This window comes from Xanthomonas sp. WHRI 1810A (assembly GCF_040202885.1).
Lineage (GTDB): Bacteria > Pseudomonadota > Gammaproteobacteria > Pseudomonadales > Pseudomonadaceae > Aquipseudomonas.
The window spans coordinates 1-18250 of sequence record NZ_JBEGED010000023.1; the positions used below are offsets into that span (position 1 = coordinate 1).

At 62.0% G+C, this 18250-nt stretch carries 16 protein-coding genes and 1 tRNA gene; 13 read left to right on the forward strand and 4 right to left on the reverse strand.

The features are described 5' to 3' along the window. Position 1: 1 nt before the first annotated feature. From ABQX22_RS24010 to ABQX22_RS24020, 3 genes are all read left to right on the forward strand, one after another. Positions 2–77: transfer RNA gene (locus tag ABQX22_RS24010), tRNA-Glu, on the forward strand. 166 nt (positions 78–243) lie between these two features. Beyond that, on the forward strand, positions 244–684 hold the full coding sequence (locus ABQX22_RS24015) for an acyl-CoA thioesterase (protein WP_349802376.1): 441 nt from the start codon (positions 244–246) through the stop codon (positions 682–684). A 75-nt stretch (positions 685–759) separates the two neighbouring features. Then, positions 760–1719, forward strand: coding sequence for a tRNA dihydrouridine synthase (locus ABQX22_RS24020; protein ID WP_349802377.1), 960 nt, complete (start codon positions 760–762; stop codon positions 1717–1719). A 32-nt stretch (positions 1720–1751) separates the two neighbouring features. Here the strand turns inward: ABQX22_RS24020 and ABQX22_RS24025 are convergent, their stop codons facing one another. After that, positions 1752–2627 carry a LysR family transcriptional regulator gene (locus tag ABQX22_RS24025; RefSeq protein ID WP_349802378.1) on the reverse strand — a complete coding sequence of 292 codons (876 nt, stop codon included), beginning with the start codon at positions 2625–2627 and terminating at the stop codon, positions 1752–1754. A gap of 159 nt (positions 2628–2786) precedes the next feature. Here ABQX22_RS24025 and leuC point away from each other — a divergent pair, with 159 nt between their 5' ends. The 4 genes from leuC (at position 2787) to asd (ending at position 7336) form a co-directional block, all read left to right on the forward strand. Continuing rightward, the gene (gene leuC, locus ABQX22_RS24030) at positions 2787–4211 is read left to right on the forward strand and encodes a 3-isopropylmalate dehydratase large subunit (protein WP_349802379.1); all 1425 of its coding nucleotides are present in this window, start codon (positions 2787–2789) and stop codon (positions 4209–4211) included. Positions 4212–4221: 10 nt separating this feature from the next. Then, on the forward strand, positions 4222–4866 hold the full coding sequence (leuD, locus tag ABQX22_RS24035) for a 3-isopropylmalate dehydratase small subunit (protein ID WP_349802380.1): 645 nt from the start codon (positions 4222–4224) through the stop codon (positions 4864–4866). A 173-nt stretch (positions 4867–5039) separates the two neighbouring features. Next, the gene (leuB, locus tag ABQX22_RS24040; protein ID WP_349802381.1) at positions 5040–6122 is read left to right on the forward strand and encodes a 3-isopropylmalate dehydrogenase; all 1083 of its coding nucleotides are present in this window, start codon (positions 5040–5042) and stop codon (positions 6120–6122) included. 101 nt (positions 6123–6223) lie between these two features. Next, positions 6224–7336, forward strand: coding sequence for an aspartate-semialdehyde dehydrogenase (asd, locus tag ABQX22_RS24045; RefSeq protein ID WP_349802382.1), 1113 nt, complete (start codon positions 6224–6226; stop codon positions 7334–7336). Positions 7337–7406: 70 nt separating this feature from the next. On the opposite strand, the gene ABQX22_RS24050 is transcribed toward asd, so the two are convergent. Beyond that, entirely contained in the window at positions 7407–8570 is a 1164-nt protein-coding gene (locus ABQX22_RS24050) for an acyltransferase family protein (protein WP_349802383.1), read from the reverse strand. Between the two features lie 318 nt (positions 8571–8888). Between ABQX22_RS24050 and ABQX22_RS24055 the strand changes: the two genes are divergently transcribed. The 5 genes from ABQX22_RS24055 to ABQX22_RS24075 all read left to right on the forward strand — a co-directional run bounded on the left by ABQX22_RS24055 (position 8889) and on the right by ABQX22_RS24075 (position 14084). Then, entirely contained in the window at positions 8889–9890 is a 1002-nt protein-coding gene (locus tag ABQX22_RS24055; protein WP_349802384.1) for a 2-dehydro-3-deoxygalactonokinase, read from the forward strand. Between the two features lies 1 nt (position 9891). Continuing rightward, on the forward strand, positions 9892–10530 hold the full coding sequence (locus tag ABQX22_RS24060) for a 2-dehydro-3-deoxy-6-phosphogalactonate aldolase (RefSeq protein WP_349802385.1): 639 nt from the start codon (positions 9892–9894) through the stop codon (positions 10528–10530). A 44-nt stretch (positions 10531–10574) separates the two neighbouring features. Further along, a complete protein-coding gene (dgoD, locus tag ABQX22_RS24065; RefSeq protein WP_349802386.1) occupies positions 10575–11723 on the forward strand; it encodes a galactonate dehydratase in 1149 nt (382 codons plus the stop codon). 175 nt (positions 11724–11898) lie between these two features. Continuing rightward, entirely contained in the window at positions 11899–13212 is a 1314-nt protein-coding gene (locus ABQX22_RS24070; protein WP_349802387.1) for an MFS transporter, read from the forward strand. A 65-nt stretch (positions 13213–13277) separates the two neighbouring features. Further along, positions 13278–14084 (forward strand): IclR family transcriptional regulator, encoded by an 807-nt coding sequence (locus tag ABQX22_RS24075; protein ID WP_349802388.1) that lies wholly within the window; start codon positions 13278–13280, stop codon positions 14082–14084. Between the two features lie 123 nt (positions 14085–14207). On the opposite strand, the gene ABQX22_RS24080 is transcribed toward ABQX22_RS24075, so the two are convergent. Then, positions 14208–15260, reverse strand: a complete 1053-nt coding sequence (locus ABQX22_RS24080; RefSeq protein WP_349802389.1) for an NAD(P)-dependent alcohol dehydrogenase — start codon at positions 15258–15260, stop codon at positions 14208–14210. 177 nt (positions 15261–15437) lie between these two features. Here ABQX22_RS24080 and ABQX22_RS24085 point away from each other — a divergent pair, with 177 nt between their 5' ends. Then, complete coding sequence (locus ABQX22_RS24085) at positions 15438–16343, forward strand: AraC family transcriptional regulator (RefSeq protein WP_349802390.1); 906 nt, start codon at positions 15438–15440, stop codon at positions 16341–16343. A 102-nt stretch (positions 16344–16445) separates the two neighbouring features. Here ABQX22_RS24085 and ABQX22_RS24090 read toward each other — a convergent pair whose 3' ends face one another. Continuing rightward, positions 16446–18086, reverse strand: a complete 1641-nt coding sequence (locus ABQX22_RS24090) for an electron transfer flavoprotein-ubiquinone oxidoreductase (RefSeq protein ID WP_349802444.1) — start codon at positions 18084–18086, stop codon at positions 16446–16448. Between the last annotated feature and the right edge of the window lie 164 nt (positions 18087–18250).

Genomic DNA, 18250 nt, shown 5'->3' on the forward strand with positions numbered 1-18250 from the left:
CGTCCCCTTCGTCTAGTGGCCTAGGACACCGCCCTTTCACGGCGGTAACAGGGGTTCGAGTCCCCTAGGGGACGCCACGATTTCTCGCTCTGCGAGACCAAGGGTCATTCGATTATTGAATGGCCCTTTTGTTTTTCTGGGGTTCTGACCCCGATACCTCGCCCGGCCACCGCGCCATCCCCCCGACACTCCAAGCGCTTTTCGTTACACTGCCCGCACGTGAACTTGTAGGCAGGAGCGAGCATGGTCTGGGATCTGGCAACGCCATTCGTCATTGATCTGAGTGTGGCCGAGGATGACATCGATGGACTGGGCCACGCCAATAACGCGGTGTACGTCACCTGGCTCGAGCGCTGCGCCTGGCGCCACTCGCAGCAGTTGGGGCTGGACCTGACCGAATACCGACGGCTCGACAGGGCCATGGCGGTCGTGCGGCACGAGATCGATTACCTGGCCAGCGCCTATCAGGACGACGAACTGCAACTGGCCACCTGGATTGTCGAATGGGACCAGCGTTTGAAGATGACCCGACGCTTTCAACTCAAGCGTCCCCGGGACGGCGTCACGCTGCTGCGGGCACAAACCACGTTTGTCTGCATCGAGTTGTCCAGCGGCAAACCCAAACGCATGCCGGCAGAGTTCATCAACGGCTACGCGCCTGCGCTGATGACCGTCGAATCCTGACATCCGGCGCGGCAAAGCCGTTTCCAATCCGTGTGCCGCCCCGTAAACTGCCGGACTTTTTTCGAGTGTGACCCAATGCAAATTGCCCTGGCGCCCATGGAAGGCCTGGTCGACGACATCCTGCGCGACGTGCTGACCCAGGTCGGCGGCATCGACTGGTGCGTGACCGAATTTATCCGGGTGACCGAGCGCCTGCTGCCGGCCCACTATTTCCACAAATTCGCTTCCGAACTGCTGACCGACGCCAAGACCCGCGCCGGCGTGCCCCTGCGTGTCCAGCTGCTGGGTTCTGATCCGGTGTGCCTGGCGGAAAACGCGGCGTTTGCCGCTGAGCTGGGGGCGCCGGTGATTGACCTGAATTTCGGCTGCCCGGCGAAAACCGTCAATCGCTCCCGGGGCGGTGCGGTCCTGCTCAAAGAGCCGGAGCTGCTGCACGACATCATCAGCCAGGTGCGTCGCGCAGTGCCGGCGCACATACCGGTCACCGCGAAAATGCGCCTGGGCTTCGACAACACCGATCCGGCCCTGGATTGCGCCCGGGCGCTGGAAGCCGGCGGCGCCGAGCACATCGTCGTGCACGCGCGGACCAAAGTGGACGGCTACAAACCGCCCGCGCACTGGGAGTGGATCGGCAAGATCCAGGACGTGGTGAAGATCCCGATCATCGCCAACGGTGAAATCTGGACCGTAGACGACTGGCGTCGCTGCAAGGAAATCTGTGGCGCGCGGGACATCATGATCGGCCGTGGGCTGGTGGCGCGACCGGACCTGGCGCGGCAAATCGGGGCCGCCGAGGCGGGCAGGGACGTGGTGGCGATGACCTGGGCTGAACTGCAACCGCTGCTGCGTGATTTCTGGCTGCAGGCGCTGGACAAGATGACCCGGGTCCAGGCCCCGGGCCGCCTTAAGCAATGGGTGGTGCTGTTGACCAAGAGTTACCCGGAAGCCGTTGTGCTGTTCGATGCGTTGCGCCGCGAAACCGACTGCGCCCGCATCAGCCAGATGCTGGGCGCCGAGCACCGGGAAGTCGCGTAGCGCCGGGGCCCCTGACCGAACGCTACAAACGTTTAGCCTTCGACCTGCGCATCGAGCAACGCCATGAACGCCCGCGCCGCATTGGACAGTGTGCGCTCGGTATGAACGATGTAACCGAGCTGGCGACTGAGCTGTATCCCCGGCAGCGGAATGCGCGCCACCTGTTCATCCAGCATGGTGCGGGGCAATACGCTCCACGCCAGGCCGATGGACACCATCATCTTGATCGTTTCCATGTAGTTGGTGCTCATGGCGATGTTGGGCTTGATCCCTTGCGCTTCGCACAGCCGGCTGACGATGTGGTGGGTAAAGGTGTTTACCCCGGGAAACACAGCCGGGTAGGCTGCGACGTCCGCCAGCGTCACCTCACCGCTGTTGACCAGCGGGTGCTCGGGCGCGGCGACGAAATCCAGCGGGTCGTCCCAGACTGGCATCACCTTGACCAGCGCATGCGGTTGCGGGGCCAGGGTGATAATGGCGAGTTCGGCACGGCCGTGGAGGATTTCTTCGTAGGCCACTTCCGAGTCGAGGAACTGAATATCCAGCGCCACCTCGGGGTAACGTCGGGTGAAGGCGCGTAATAAAGGCGGCAGGCGGTGCAGGCCAATGTGATGACTGGTGGCCAGCGTCAGGCGTCCACTGACTTCACCGGTCAGGTTGGTCAGCGCGCGGCGGGTGTCATCCAGCACATTCAGAATCTGGTAGGCGCGCGGCAGCAAGGCCCGGCCCGCCTCGGTCAGCCCGACTTCCCGGCCGAGCCGGTCGAACAGCCTGACATCGAGTTGCTGCTCCAGCCCGGCAATGCGCTTGCTTACCGCAGGCTGAGTCAGGTGCAGGCGCTCGGCTGCCGTGGAAAAGCCGCCGGTTTCAGCGATTGCGATAAAGGCGTTGAGGTTGGCCAGATCCATCGTCGGATTCCAGTTGGTTATGCAAAGCATAAAAATTATGAATTTGAGTTATTTAAGCATATTCCATAGCATCTCCCTCACAAGCCAAGGGTTATTGTTTAGCGACGCGCGTTCAGCAGTGACCGGGGCATAGAAACAAGCTGATGAGGATGACGTCTGATGGCCGGCAAAACGCTCTACGACAAGCTCTGGGATTCGCATTTGGTCAAGCAGCGCGACGATGGTTCGGCGCTGCTGTATATCGACCGTCACATCATTCACGAAGTGACCTCGCCCCAAGCCTTTGAAGGCCTGCGTCTGGCAGGACGCAAGCCATGGCGCATCGACGCCAACCTGGCGACTGCCGACCACAACGTGCCGACCACGCCGGAGCGCAAGGGTGGCGTTGAAGCCATTGTCGATCTGGTGTCGCGCCTGCAGGTAAAAACCCTGGACGATAACTGCGACGAATACGGCATCACCGAATTCAAGATGAACGACGTGCGTCAGGGCATCGTTCACGTCATCGGCCCTGAGCAGGGTGCGACCTTGCCGGGCATGACCGTGGTCTGCGGCGATTCACACACCTCGACCCACGGCGCGTTCGGCGCGCTGGCCCACGGTATCGGCACCTCCGAGGTCGAGCACGTGCTCGCCACCCAGTGCCTGGTCGCCAAGAAAATGAAAAACATGCTGGTGCGCGTCGAAGGCAAATTGCCGTTTGGCGTCACCGCAAAAGACATCGTGCTGGCCATCATCGGCAAGATCGGCACCGCCGGCGGCAACGGCCACGCCATCGAGTTCGCCGGCAGTGCGATCCGTGATCTGTCGGTCGAAGGCCGCATGACCATCTGCAACATGTCCATCGAGGGCGGCGCCCGGGTCGGGTTGGTTGCCACCGATGAGAAGACTATCGCTTACGTGAAGGGTCGCCCGTTCGCGCCAAAAGGCGAGCAGTGGGACCTGGCCGTCGAAAACTGGAAAGACCTGGTGTCCGATGACGACGCGGTATTCGACACCGTGGTTGAGCTCGACGCCACCCAGATCAAGCCGCAAGTGAGCTGGGGCACGTCGCCGGAAATGGTCCTCGCGGTGGATCAGAACGTACCTGACCCCGCGAAGGAAGCTGACCTGGTCAAGCGCGATTCCATTGAGCGCGCGCTCAAGTACATGGGCCTCAAGGCCAACCAGGCGATCACCGATATTCAGCTGGACCGTGTGTTCATCGGTTCCTGCACCAACTCGCGCATCGAAGATTTGCGCGCCGCGGCTGGCATCGCCAAGGGCCGCAAGGTGGCATCGACCATCAAGCAAGCCATCGTGGTGCCGGGCTCGGGCCTGGTGAAGCAGCAGGCGGAAGACGAAGGGCTGGACAAGATTTTCATCGAAGCCGGTTTCGAATGGCGTGAGCCGGGGTGCTCCATGTGCCTGGCGATGAACCCGGATCGCCTGGAAAGTGGCGAGCATTGCGCGTCCACCTCCAACCGTAACTTCGAGGGCCGTCAGGGCGCCGGTGGCCGTACGCACCTGGTGAGCCCGGCGATGGCGGCGGCGGCTGCCGTCAACGGTCGATTCGTCGACGTCCGCAGCATGATCCCGGCATAAGGAGCCCCGCATGAAAGCCTTTACTCAACACACCGGCATGGTGGCTCCTCTGGATCGCGCCAACGTCGACACCGATCAGATCATCCCCAAGCAGTTCCTGAAGTCGATCAAGCGCACGGGCTTTGGCCCGAACCTGTTCGACGAGTGGCGTTACCTGGACGTGGGGCAGCCCTATCAGGACAACTCCAAGCGTCCGCTGAACCCGGATTTCGTGCTCAATAACGCCCGTTATCAAGGCGCCAGCGTGCTGCTGGCCCGCGAGAATTTCGGTTGCGGTTCCAGCCGTGAACACGCGCCCTGGGCCCTGGAAGAATACGGTTTCCGCGCGATCATCGCGCCGAGTTACGCGGACATCTTCTTCAACAACAGCTTCAAGAACGGCCTGCTACCAATCATTCTGGACGAGGCCGAGGTTGACGCGCTGTTCAAGCAGGTTGAAGCCACGCCCGGCTATCAGCTCAATGTCGACCTGGCGTCGCAGACCGTGACCCGCCCCGATGGCAAAGTCCTGAGCTTCGAGATCGACGCGTTCCGCAAGCACTGCCTGTTGAACGGCCTGGACGACATCGGCCTGACGCTGATCGACGCCGATTCCATCGCCACGTTCGAAAGCAAACACCGCGCTTCCCAGCCGTGGTTGTTTCGTAACGCATGAACAACGCAAGATCCTGTAGGCGCTGACGAGCCCGTGCGAGGCCGCGATTGCGGTGTGGCGGGAAGATTGCAATCGCAGCCTCGCGCTGCTCGTCAGCTCCTACAGGGACGAGGAAATACCGGTATTTCAGTCGGCGCTCATGGTAGCGCCGCAGTAATTTCAAAGAGGACGTTATGAGCAAGCAGATTCTGATTCTTCCAGGCGATGGCATTGGCCCCGAGATCATGGCCGAAGCGGTCAAGGTGCTGGAACTGGCCAATGACAGGTATTCGCTGGATTTCGAACTGACCCACGACGTGATCGGTGGCGCGGCCATCGACCGGCATGGCGTACCGCTGGCCGACGAGACGCTGGACCGTGCGCGTCAGGCTGACGCCGTGTTGCTTGGCGCAGTGGGCGGGCCGAAGTGGGATGCCATCGAACGTGACATTCGTCCGGAGCGTGGCCTGCTGAAGATTCGCTCGCAACTGGGCCTGTTCGCCAACCTGCGTCCGGCGATCCTGTACCCGCAGCTGGCCGACGCCTCGAGCCTCAAGCCGGAAATCGTTGCCGGGCTGGACATCCTCATCGTCCGTGAACTGACCGGCGGCATCTATTTCGGCTCGCCGCGCGGCACCCGTGAGCTGGAGAATGGCGAGCGGCAGGCGTACGACACGCTCCCGTACAGCGAAAGCGAAATCCGCCGTATCGCCCGCGTCGGTTTCGACATGGCCCGGGTGCGAGGCAAGAAACTGTGTTCGGTGGACAAGGCCAACGTACTGGCTTCCAGCCAACTGTGGCGCGAAGTGGTCGAGCAAGTGGCCAAGGATTACCCGGACGTCGAGCTGAGCCACATGTACGTCGATAATGCCGCCATGCAACTGGTGCGTGCGCCCAAGCAGTTCGACGTGATCGTGACCGACAATCTGTTCGGCGACATCCTCTCGGACGAAGCGTCGATGCTCACCGGTTCCATCGGCATGCTGCCGTCGGCGTCGCTGGACTCCGAGAACAAGGGCATGTACGAGCCGTGCCACGGTTCGGCGCCGGACATTGCCGGCAAAGGCGTGGCCAACCCGTTGGCGACCATTCTGTCGGTGTCGATGATGCTGCGTTACAGCTTCAATCAGCACACCGCCGCCGACGCCATCGAGCAGGCCGTCAGCCTGGTGCTGGATCAGGGTTTGCGCACCGGCGACATCTGGTCGGCAGGCAATACCAGGGTCGGCACGCAGGAAATGGGCGACGCCGTAGTCGCCGCGCTGCGCAATCTGTAATATCTCGGGCCCACTACCACGAGTTCGAGTCGAGGCGGCGGCACACAAGCACTTCGATTCGCTCCGTAAGGGGCCCCACTTTTAGTTAAGGTGTAGTTGCGATGAAACGTGTAGGTCTGGTCGGTTGGCGCGGTATGGTTGGTTCCGTGCTCATGCAGCGGATGCTGGAAGAGCAGGATTTCGATCTGATCGAGCCGGTTTTTTTCACCACCTCCAACGTCGGTGGACAAGGTCCATCGGTGGGCAAGGACATTGCCCCGCTCAAGGATGCGTACAGCATCGACGATCTCAAGACCCTCGACGTGGTGCTGACCTGTCAGGGCGGTGACTACACCAGTGAAGTCTTCCCGAAGCTGCGCGAAGCGGGCTGGAAGGGTTACTGGATCGACGCCGCCTCGTCCCTGCGCATGCAGGATGACGCGGTCATCGTCCTCGACCCGGTCAACCGCAAGGTGATCGACCAGCAGCTGGACGCCGGCACCAAAAACTACATCGGTGGCAACTGCACCGTCAGCCTGATGCTGATGGGGCTGGGCGGTCTGTTCGAAGCCGGTCTGGTGGAATGGATGAACGTCATGACCTATCAGGCGGCCTCCGGTGCCGGCGCGCAGAACATGCGTGAACTGATCAAGCAGATGGGCGCCATCAATGCCTCGGTGGCCGATGAACTGGCCAACCCGGCGAGCGCAATCCTGGACATCGACCGCAAAGTGGCCGACGCCATGCGCAGCGAAGGCTTCCCGACCGAAAACTTCGGCGTGCCACTGGCCGGCAGCCTGATCCCGTGGATCGACAAGGAACTGCCCAACGGGCAGAGCCGCGAAGAGTGGAAAGGCCAGGCCGAGACCAACAAGATCCTCGGTCGCTTCAAGAGCCCGATCCCGGTGGACGGCATCTGCGTGCGCATCGGTGCCATGCGTTGCCACAGCCAGGCGCTGACCATCAAGCTCAACAAGGACGTACCGATTGCCGACATCGAAGGCCTGATCAGCCAGCACAACCCGTGGGTGAAACTGGTGCCGAACAACCGTGAGGCGAGCATTCAGGAGCTGAGCCCGACGTCGGTCACCGGCACCCTGAACATCCCGGTGGGTCGTTTGCGCAAGCTGAACATGGGCTCGCAGTACCTGGGCGCGTTCACCGTCGGCGATCAATTGTTGTGGGGCGCGGCCGAACCGCTGCGCCGCATGCTGCGGATCCTGCTGGAGCGTTGATCTGACGCTGAATGCCGGACACAAAAAAAACCGCCCTCAGGGGCCGGTTTTTTTAGGGGGCAATAAATGTTCAGGCAGAGCGGCTGACGTCGTGATCCCGCCGCCTTTCCCCCAGCCTCCCGGCTTTCCAGCGCTCGCCGAAAGCAATGCCCCACTGCTCGACGTAGCGATGGGTCAGCATCGACACCACCACCACCGCCACGAGTATCAGCACCATGATCAGGTTGTCGTTGATTGCCGTACCGGTGCTCACGTAGCGCACGACGCTGCCAGCGTTTTCGCCGGGCAGGTCGTTAAACAGCGCAACCCCGGTGCGCTTGGCGATGACTTGCAGCGCCGTGCCGATGACGAAGATCACCGCGGCGTGGGTCATGTAGATCGAGAACCACAGCCGGCCGATGCGGCTGAGCACCTTCAGTTGCAGCAGCCGGGAAACGATCCCTGCTTCAAACGAGAAGATCAGCATGGCAACGCAAAACAGCAGCGCCAGATTCAGCGTCTGCGGCGGTTCGCCGTCGACCATCAGCGCGTAAATCACCCCGACGATGACGATTTCCAGGACGCTGCCCACCACCGGGCCGGGCGCCAGGTCATGCAGGCGCACGTACAGTCGGTAGGTCATCGCGCCCGCGAAGAACGCCGCCGCGCCCCATTGCACGTTTGGCGTGAGCAAAGGGCTCTGGGTGAACAACATGGCGCAGGCTGCAATTGCCAATAACGTCACGGCCATCCGCGCCAGGCTTGGCATCGCGAACGTGATCAGCGCGAACAGCAGGGCCAGGTAAAACTGCACGCTGACGATCCAGGCCGGGTAGTTGAACGACAGCGCATTGAAACCGGGCCACCACGCTTGAATCAGCAGCAGGTTGGGCAGGATCTCCCGAGGCGCGCGGTCGCCGCTGAAGGCGGGGCCGTTGAGCAGCAGGCCATTGCGTTCAAGCACGAACTTGACGCACTCGAAACCGATGAACACCAGCAGCATCAACACGTGCAAGGGGTAGATCCGGCAGATGTGCGCGATGGCGAAGTCACGCAGCTGACGCGGGGTCGAGAGGCGGTTCATGTAGTGGCGGTACAGCACAAAGCCACTGATGGCGAAGAACAGCCCGACCAGGTAGCTGGCGTTTCTGAACACAGGCAGCTGCGAGAAACTGCGCTCGATGTGGGTGTGGTGAACGATCAGCGCCAGCGCGCACAGCCCACGCAAACTGTCGAATACGGGAAATCGCTTCATCTTACGGATCCTTGTGCAGAGGAAGTCCGCCGAATGCACAGCACAACGGTTCGCAATGAGGGGGCTCATCACAAGCAGCAGGATACGGAGGGAGGTGGGGAATGCTGCGGGGTGGTTACCACCTTCCGCGCTGAAGGCGGATGGAGCAGGGCGGGTGGTGCTGCGCAGTATGCCGCAGTCTGGCGACGTGGGGCAGGGGGCTGACGCAATCCTATGTAAATCCCACAATATGGGTTGTCTAGTTATATATTGAGATTTATCTGTACCTACGGTTATAGTTGCCCGGCACTCACTCATAAAAAACAAAAAGGTGAAGCGATGCAGGCGCAATTGATCGCGCTCGATTGGGGGACCACCTCTCTTCGTGCTTATCGACTCGGCGAACACGGCCGGGTACTGGAACAACGCGCCTTGAGCGCGGGCATCATGCAGCTGCCGTCGACCCCCCGGTCGATCGCAGGCGAGCTGTGCAGCAACGGATTCGAACTGGCCTTCGATCAGGCCTGTGGCGACTGGCTCGACGCCCAGCCCGACCTTCCGGTCATCGCCTGCGGTATGGTCGGCAGCGCCCAGGGCTGGCGCGAGGCGCCCTACCGCGAAACGCCCGCCAGTGTCGCGGCGCTCAGTTCAGCACTGGTCACGGTGCGCAGCCTGCGTGGCGGCGACGTGCACATCATTCCCGGCGTGCTCCAGCGCTCGGCACTGCCCAATGTCATGCGCGGTGAAGAAACCCAGGTGCTGGGCATTCTCAGTGCCTTCAATGGCCGAAGCGCCGAACCGCTGTTGATCGGCCTGCCGGGCAGTCATTCGAAATGGGTGCGCGCGGTGGATGGCTGCATCGTCCATTTCGATACCTTCATGACCGGCGAGGTCTACGCCGCGCTATCCGCACACACGATTCTCGGCCGCACGATGCAGCGCGGCGACGTCTTCGATCAGGCCGCGTTTGATCGCGGGGTGGCGGTGACGTTATCCCCCGATGGCGCGGCCGGGCCACTGTCGACCGTCTTCAGCTGCCGCACCCTGGGCCTGACCGGCGAACTGTCCGGCAGCGCACAGGCCGATTATTTGTCCGGCCTGTTGATCGGTCATGAGCTGGTCGCACTGCGCACCTTGCTGCAAGCGTCCGGCGAACCGTTGCCCGCTGTGATCCTGATCGGCAGCGAACAGCTCCTGGCCCGTTATCAGCGCGCGCTCAAGGCCTGCGGTTTCCCTCAGGTCACTCAGCCGGAACAGGCGACCGAACACGGTCTGTGGCAAGTCGCGCTCCAGGCCGGCTTGCTCGCGTCCACCCCACAGCCTCATCACGTAGAGAACTGACATGCTCAAGCAAGCCCTCGTGCAAAACGGTCTGGTGGCCATCCTTCGCGGCCTGCGCCCCGAAGAAGCCCCGGCCATCGGCGATGTCCTGTATCAGGCCGGTTTTCGGGTCATCGAAGTCCCGCTCAATTCCCCGCAGCCGTACGACAGCATCCGTCTTCTGCGTCAGAGCCTTCCAGCCGATTGCCTGATCGGTGCAGGCACGGTGTTGACGCCCGAGCAGGTGCGACTGGTGAAGGATGCCGGCGGCCAAGTCATCGTCATGCCCCACAGCGACCCGGAAGTGTTGCGCGCGGCCAAGGCCGAGGGGCTGTTTCTCTCGCCGGGCGTCGCGACTCCGACCGAAGCCTTCGCGGCACTGGCCAACGGCGCCGACGTGCTGAAGCTGTTCCCGGCCGAGCAGATGGGGCCTGCGGTGGTCAAGGCCTGGCTGGCGGTATTGCCGGTGGGCACCGCATTGATTCCGGTGGGCGGCATCACCCCGGACAACATGAAACCGTTTCTGGACGCCGGTGTATCGGGCTTCGGCCTCGGCTCCGGGCTGTTCAAACCGGGCATGAGCGCCGACGACGTGGCCGAACGGGCCAAGGCGTACGTCGCCGGCTGGAAACAATCGCGCCGTGGCAACGAACATTTGTAATCGAGCCTCACTGAATACGCGTCATTGAATAAGAGAGATAAGAGATGAAAATCACCAAACTCACGACCTTCATCGTTCCACCGCGCTGGTGCTTCCTGAAAGTCGAAACCGATCAGGGCGTCACCGGTTGGGGCGAGCCTGTTGTGGAAGGGCGCGCGCACACCGTCGCGGCGGCGGTTGAAGAATTGTCCGACTACCTGATCGGCAAAGACCCGCGCAACATCGAAGACATCTGGACCGTGCTGTACCGCGGCGGCTTCTACCGGGGCGGCGCCATTCACATGAGCGCGCTGGCAGGTATCGACCAGGCCCTGTGGGACATCAAGGGCAAGGCGCTGGGCGTCTCGGTCAGTGATTTGCTGGGTGGTCAGGTGCGGGACAAGATCCGCGTGTATTCGTGGATCGGCGGCGACCGTCCGGCCGACACTGCGCGTGCGGCCAAGGAAGCCGTGGAGCGCGGCTTCACGGCAGTAAAAATGAACGGCACTGAAGAACTGCAGTTCCTCGACACCTTCGACAAGGTCGATCTGGCCCTGGCCAACGTCGCCGCCGTGCGCGATGCCGTCGGCCCGAATGTTGGCATCGGCGTCGATTTCCATGGCCGGGTGCACAAGCCCATGGCCAAGGTGCTGATGAAAGAACTGGACCCGTACAAGCTGATGTTCATCGAAGAGCCGGTGCTCAGCGAGAACTACGAAGCGCTCAAAGAGCTGGCCCCGTTGACCAGCACGCCGATTGCCCTGGGCGAGCGTCTGTTTTCGCGCTGGGACTTCAAGCGGGTGTTAAGCGAAGGCTACGTTGACATCATCCAGCCGGACGCGTCCCACGCCGGTGGCATCACCGAAACCCGCAAGATCGCCAACATGGCCGAGGCCTACGACGTGGCGCTGGCGCTGCATTGTCCGCTGGGCCCGATTGCGCTGGCGGCGTGCCTGCAGCTGGACGCGGTTTGCTACAACGCGTTCATCCAGGAGCAGAGCCTGGGCATCCATTACAACGAAAGCAACGACTTGCTCGATTACATCAAGAACCCGGAAGTCTTCGATTACGACAAGGGCATGGTGAAGATCCCCAACGGCCCGGGCCTGGGCATCGAGATCAACGAGGAATACGTCAAGGAACGCGCCGCCATCGGCCACCGCTGGCGCAACCCGATCTGGCGCCATGCCGATGGCAGTTTTGCCGAGTGGTGATAGGCGGCTAGTCGCATCTGATCGTTCCCACGCTCTGCGTGGGAATGCATTGCTTGACGCTCCGCGTCATCCGTACGGACGCGGAGCGTCCAGATTGGCGTTACCACGCGGAGCGTGGGAACGATCGTTTCCCGCTGTACCTGACCTCAGATAAACATAAAAAGAGGCACGACCCATGCGCACACAAACCCTTGCACAGGCGCGGGCCACCACCGCCACGCCGACCCGAAAACGCTTTTTCATCATGGTGCTGCTGTTCATCACAGTGGTGATCAACTACCTGGACCGCAGCAACCTGTCCATCGCCGCGCCGGCCCTGACCAGCGAACTGGGGATCGACCCGGTGCACGTCGGCCTGATCTTCTCGGCCTTCGGCTGGACCTATGTGGCCATGCAACTCCCCGGCGGCTGGCTGGTGGACCGCGTGCCGCCCCGGATTCTGTACACGGTTGCCCTGGCCTTGTGGTCCCTGGCGACCGTCATGCTTGGCTTCGTCGGCAGCTTCATCGGCCTGTTTATCCTGCGGATGCTGGTGGGCGCCCTCGAAGCACCGGCCTATCCGATCAACAGCCGCGTGGTCACCACCTGGTTTCCCGAGCGGGAGCGGGCGACGGCGGTAGGCTTCTACACCTCCGGGCAGTTTGTCGGCCTGGCCTTTCTGACCCCGGTGCTGGCTTGGCTGCAAGCCACTTACGGCTGGCACATGGTGTTCGTGGCTACCGGCGCAGTCGGCGTGCTCTGGGCGGCGATCTGGTACGCGGTCTATCGCGAACCCCGTGATTTCAAAGGCGCCAATCAGGCTGAAATCGACCTGATCACTGAAGGCGGCGGGCTGGTGGACATCCAGGCCGACACGGCCAAGGCCAAGCAGGGTTTCAGCTGGATGGACCTGGGCATCGTCCTCAGCAAGCGCAAGCTGTGGGGCATTTACCTGGGGCAGTTCTGCCTGAACTCGACCCTGTGGTTCTTCCTGACCTGGTTCCCCACCTATCTGGTGAAATACCGCGGCATGGACTTCATCAAGTCCGGGATGCTGGCGTCGGTGCCGTTTCTCGCGGCGTTCGTCGGCGTGCTCTGCTCGGGCTTCTTCTCCGACTGGCTGATCCGCCGGGGCCACACCGTGGGGTTTGCGCGCAAGCTGCCGATCATTGCCGGCCTGTTGATTTCCACGTCGATCATCGGCGCCAACTTCGTCGAATCGACCCCGTTGGTGATTGCGTTCCTGGCGCTGGCGTTCTTTGGCAACGGCCTGGCATCGATCACCTGGTCGCTGGTGTCGACCCTGGCGCCGGCGCGGCTGTTGGGATTGACCGGCGGAACGTTCAACCTGATCGGTAACCTGGCGGCCATCGCCACGCCCATCGTGATCGGCTTCCTGGCCACCGGCGACTCGTTTGCACCGGCGATTACTTACATCGCCGTGCTGGCATTGTTGGGTGCGCTGTCCTACATCCTGCTGGTGGGCAAGGTCGAACGCATCGAGCTGTAACCCTATGCAGCTTCCGAAGCTGGCGACGATAATGCCGCCGGCTCTTCGATTTCATAAGGCGCGATATGCAAGACACTTCCGATACCCCAAGCGTGGCGAGCAAAGACGCCGCGCCCACCGGGACGCAGACCTTGCTTCGCGGGCTGGGCGTGGTGCAGGCCGTGGCCAGCGGCGCACGCGACCTCAAGGAAATCGCCCGGCTGATCGGCACCACCCGCAGCACCACGCACCGATTGGCCAGTTGCCTGGTGGACGAGCGTTACCTGCGGGTCCTGCCCCAAGTGGGTTATCTGCTGGGGCCCAAGCTGATTGAATTGGGCTTTCAGGCCCGGGAAGAAGTACCGCTGGCGATGCTGGCGCGGCCGTTTCTCGATGAGCTGTCCGCGTTGTCCGGCGACACCGTGCACCTGGCGATGCGGGACGGCGACGAGGTGCTTTATCTGCACAAGAACCCGGGGCGAAACGGCCCGGAAATGCGCTCGCGGGTCGGGCACCGGATGCCGCTGGCGCGCACCGGTATTGGCAAGGCGTTGCTGCTGGATGCCCCGGAAAGCGAATGGTTGAGGCTGTACGAGATCAGCCTGCCGGACGTGGCGCGCAATCCGCTGTGGCCGGCACATCAGGAACAGTCGTGGGAACAGGTCCGCGCGCGCATGCAGGAATATGTGCAGGGCGGCTATGCCTTCGATCTGGAAGACAACGAACCGTCGATCCGCTGCGTCGCGGCGCCGATACGGGATGCGAGCAAGCACATTGTCGCCGGTATCAGCATCGCCAGTACCGTGCCGTACATGCCGCTGGAAAAGATGGCCGAGCTGGTGCCGCTGATCAAAGAGACCGCGGCACGGTTGTCGGCGGAGTTGGGTGGGTGATAGTGGGCGGGCCGCTTAACCTGTAGGAGCGCGCTTGCCCGCGATGGCAATCGACCCGTCTTGCATGCAGTGACTGAATAATCGCATCGCGGGCAAGCGCGCTCCTGCAGAGGGTTTGCTGTATCAGGCCTTCAACGTCGCCATATCAATCACGAAGCGGTACTTCACATCACCGGCAATCATGCGGGTGTAGGCCTCGTTGATGTTCTTGATGTCGAGCATCTCAATGTCGCAGGTGATGCCGTGCTCGGCGCAGAAATCCAGGACTTCCTGGGTTTCGGCGATACCACCGATCAGGGAACCGGCCAGAACGCGGCGCTTCATCACCAGATTGGCGGCATGCAGGGCCGGGTCAACCGGTTCGATCAGACCCACCAGGATGTGCACGCCGTCAAAGCGCAGGGTTTCCAGGTACGGGTTCAGGTCGTGCTGCACCGGAATGGTGTCCAGCAGGAAGTCGAAATGCCCGGCAGCGGCTTTCATCTGCTCCGCGTCGGTGGAGACGATCACGTGATCGGCACCCTGACGGCGGGCTTCTTCAGCCTTGCTCGCCGAGCGGGTGAACAAGGTCACTTCAGCGCCCATGGCCTTGGCGAACTTGATGCCCATGTGGCCGAGGCCGCCCATCCCGAGAATGCCGACCTTGTCGCCCGCTTCAACGCCGTAGTGCTTGAGCGGCGAATAGGTGGTGATCCCTGCGCACAGGATCGGCGCAGCAGCCGCCAGGTCGAGTTTTTCCGGGATGCGCACGACAAAGTGCTCGCTGACCACGATGCTGTTGGAGTAGCCGCCCATGGTGTTGCTGCCGTCGATACGGTCCGGGGTGGCGTAGGTCAGGGTCGGGCCTTCCAGGCAGTACTGCTCCAGGTCCTGAGAGCAGGCTTCGCAATGACGGCATGAATCGACCATGCAGCCGACACCGACCAGATCACCGACCTTGTGCTTGCTGACGTTGGCGCCCACGGCCGTGACCTTGCCGACGATTTCGTGGCCCGGCATCAGCGGGTAGACCGCGATGCCCCACTCGTTGCGTGCCTGGTGGATGTCGGAGTGGCAGACGCCGCAGTACATGATTTCAATGGCCACGTCGTCGACCCGCGGGCTGCGGCGTTCGAAGGTCATGGGGGCGAGGGGGGTGGTGGCCGATTTGGCGGCGTAACCGATAGCGGTGTACATAAGAGAGCCTCACGAAGCGATGACGAAAGAGGCTGCCCATTGTCCGGATGGCGGCGGTGCGCGGCCATGACCATTCCTACGTGTGTCGTGCCTATTGCTCCGGTGTCTGGTTATCGGTCTCCCCCGCGTGGCCCGATCTGCGATGATGGTGCTGTCTAATCCTCTGTCCGGGTTCCCATGTCACTGACTCTTCATTGCGATTCCAATGCCGCGCTGGTTTCATTGATCAAGCCGCTGGCCCCTCGTCCCGGGTTCGTCGACACCGCGCTTGCCGGCGTGCAAGTGATGTCGTGGAATCACTACGTGGCCAGCAGCCCGCAAATCTACGAGCCGAGCCTGATCATCCTGGCCCAGGGCAGCAAGCTGGCGCGTCTGGGCACGCGCATGTTCGAGTACGGCGCGGGGCATTATCTGGTTCAGGCGCTTTCCGTTCCGTTCATGTGCGAGACCTTCGCCACGGTGCATGAGCCGCTGTATGGCGTGGCGGTCTCGATCGATCGGCTGGTGATTGGTGAGCTGGTGCAATCCATGGGGTTGCTGCCGGATGCTGCCGTAAAAGCCCAGACGCCGGAGTCGATGAACTCGGCCGAGTTGGGCAGGCCCATGCGCGACAGTGTCGAGCGGCTGCTGCGCTGTCTGCACGATCCGCTGGAGTGTCAGGTGATGGGCGCCGCGCGCGTGCGGGAAGTCTTGTACACCGCGCTGCGTGGCCCGCAGGCCGGCGTGTTGCGGGCGCTGGTCGAGCAGCAGGGGCATTTCGCCCGTATTGCCGCCGCGTTACAGTTCCTGCGTGACCACTACGATGAAGCCTTGAGCGTCGAGGCACTGGCCAACTGCGCCAACATGAGCGCTTCGACCTTTCACGAGCATTTCAAGCGCACCACGTTGCTGTCGCCGGTGCAGTACCTCAAGCGCCTGCGCCTGATCAAGGCTCAGCAGATGCTGGTGGGCGAAGGGCTGGGGGTGGCGCAGGTGGCGCATCGGGTGGGTTACCAGAGCACGTCGCAATTCAGTCGCGAATATAAACGTTACTTTGAACGCAGCCCGGGCGAGGAGGGTGAGCAGCTGCGGGTCCCGGCTTGATCGATTGCTGTTGTAGGAGCGCGCTTGCCCGCGATGCAGTTGGATCAGAAACACATTTGTTGGCTGACACAACTGCATCGCGGGCAAGCGCGCTCCTACAGGTCACATATTCGGGTAAGTCGGCCCGCCCGAACCTTCCGGTGCCACCCAGGTGATGTTCTGCGAAGGGTCCTTGATGTCGCAGGTCTTGCAGTGCACGCAGTTCTGGGCATTGATCTGGAAGCGTTTTTCGCCATCTTCCTGCGTCACCACTTCATACACGCCGGCCGGGCAGTAACGCTGCGCGGGCTCGTCGTATTTGGGCAGGTTGACGCTGATCGGGATGCTCGGGTCCTTGAGCTTCAAGTGGCAAGGCTGTTCTTCTTCATGGTTGGTGCCGGAGATGAACACCGAACTCAGTTTGTCAAAGCTCAGCTTGCCGTCGGGCCGCGGGTAGTCGATCTTCTTCGAGTCGGCCGCCAGCTTCATGCACGCGTAGTCCGGCACGGTGTCGTGCAGCGTGAACGGGAGCTTGCCGGCAAACAGGTTCTGGTCGACGAAGTTGAACGCGCCGCCCATGATCGCGCCGAACTTGTGGATCGCGGCGCCGAAGTTGCGGCTGGTGAACAGCTCTTCGTGCAACCAGCTGGCTTTGAAGCCTTCGACGTATCCGTTAAGCGCATCACCGCCTTCGCTGCCGGCGAACAGCGCGTCGGCCACGGCGTCCGCGGCCAGCATGCCGGACTTCATGGCGGTGTGGCTGCCCTTGATCTTGGCGAAATTCAGGGTGCCCAGGTCGCAACCGATCAGTGCGCCGCCGGGGAAGACCATCTTCGGCAACGAATTCAGGCCGCCTTTGCAGATGGCGCGGGCGCCGTAGCTGATGCGTTTGCCGCCTTCCAGATACTGCTTGAACACCGGGTGATGCTTGAGACGCTGGAATTCGTCGAACGGCGACAGGTAGGGGTTGCTGTAGGACAGGTCGACGATCAGGCCGACCACCACCTGATTATTTTCCAGGTGATAAAGGAAGGAGCCGCCCAGGTTCTCGTCGTTCAATGGCCAGCCGGCGGTGTGCACCACCAGGCCTGGCTCATGCCTGGCCGGTTCGACTTCCCAGATTTCCTTCAGGCCGATGCCGTAATGCTGGGCGTCCGCTTCGCTGTCGAGGTTGAAGCGCCTGATCAGTTGCTTGCCGATGTGACCACGGCAGCCTTCGGCGAACAGGGTGTATTTGCCACGCAGTTCCATGCCGGGGGTGTACAGGCCTTCCTTCGGATTGCCTTCGCGGTCGACGCCCAGGTCACCGGTGAGGATGCCGCGCACCACGCCATTTTCATCGATCAGCGCTTCCTGAGCCGCGAAGCCCGGGTAGATTTCGACGCCCAGGTTCTCGGCCTGCTGGGCCATCCAGCGGCACAAGTTGCCCAGGGAGATGATGTAGTTGCCTTCGTTGTGCATGGTCTTGGGCACGAAAAAGCCCGGCACTTTGTTGGAGGCTTCAGGGTTTTTGAGTACATAGATGTCATCGCGCTTGACGGGCGTATTGAGCGGCGCGCCAAGGGCTTTCCAGTCAGGGAACAGCTCGTCGAGCGCGCGGGTTTCGAAGACCGCACCAGAGAGGATGTGTGCACCGACTTCGGAACCCTTCTCCACCACGCAGACGCTGAGCTCCTGTCCTGCTTCAACAGCCTTCTGTTTCAGGCGGCAAGCGGCGGAAAGCCCGGCGGGGCCGGCTCCGACGATGACGACGTCGAATTCCATGTATTCGCGTTCCACAGGCTATCTCCTACTCAGGGCTCAACAGTATTTTTTTATATGAAGCAAAAACCGGCACGCGGAACGATGTCTTTCCGGGCGCCCTCTTAAAGGGGCGCATTATATCTACACCACCCGGCAGGTCCAATACAAACGTTTGTTTGAAATGG

Coding starts and splice junctions, on each gene's coding strand:
- ABQX22_RS24055 (WP_349802384.1), top strand. CDS start 8,889: ATGCAGGCGCAATTGATCGCGCTCGATTGGGGGACCACCTCTCTTCGT.
- ABQX22_RS24085 (WP_349802390.1), top strand. CDS start 15,438: ATGTCACTGACTCTTCATTGCGATTCCAATGCCGCGCTGGTTTCATTG.
- leuB (WP_349802381.1), top strand. CDS start 5,040: ATGAGCAAGCAGATTCTGATTCTTCCAGGCGATGGCATTGGCCCCGAG.
- ABQX22_RS24050 (WP_349802383.1), bottom strand. CDS start 8,570: ATGAAGCGATTTCCCGTATTCGACAGTTTGCGTGGGCTGTGCGCGCTG.
- ABQX22_RS24090 (WP_349802444.1), bottom strand. CDS start 18,086: ATGGAATTCGACGTCGTCATCGTCGGAGCCGGCCCCGCCGGGCTTTCC.
- ABQX22_RS24080 (WP_349802389.1), bottom strand. CDS start 15,260: ATGTACACCGCTATCGGTTACGCCGCCAAATCGGCCACCACCCCCCTC.
- ABQX22_RS24015 (WP_349802376.1), top strand. CDS start 244: ATGGTCTGGGATCTGGCAACGCCATTCGTCATTGATCTGAGTGTGGCC.
- leuD (WP_349802380.1), top strand. CDS start 4,222: ATGAAAGCCTTTACTCAACACACCGGCATGGTGGCTCCTCTGGATCGC.
- asd (WP_349802382.1), top strand. CDS start 6,224: ATGAAACGTGTAGGTCTGGTCGGTTGGCGCGGTATGGTTGGTTCCGTG.
- leuC (WP_349802379.1), top strand. CDS start 2,787: ATGGCCGGCAAAACGCTCTACGACAAGCTCTGGGATTCGCATTTGGTC.
- ABQX22_RS24020 (WP_349802377.1), top strand. CDS start 760: ATGCAAATTGCCCTGGCGCCCATGGAAGGCCTGGTCGACGACATCCTG.
- ABQX22_RS24075 (WP_349802388.1), top strand. CDS start 13,278: ATGCAAGACACTTCCGATACCCCAAGCGTGGCGAGCAAAGACGCCGCG.
- ABQX22_RS24025 (WP_349802378.1), bottom strand. CDS start 2,627: ATGGATCTGGCCAACCTCAACGCCTTTATCGCAATCGCTGAAACCGGC.
- ABQX22_RS24060 (WP_349802385.1), top strand. CDS start 9,892: ATGCTCAAGCAAGCCCTCGTGCAAAACGGTCTGGTGGCCATCCTTCGC.
- dgoD (WP_349802386.1), top strand. CDS start 10,575: ATGAAAATCACCAAACTCACGACCTTCATCGTTCCACCGCGCTGGTGC.
- ABQX22_RS24070 (WP_349802387.1), top strand. CDS start 11,899: ATGCGCACACAAACCCTTGCACAGGCGCGGGCCACCACCGCCACGCCG.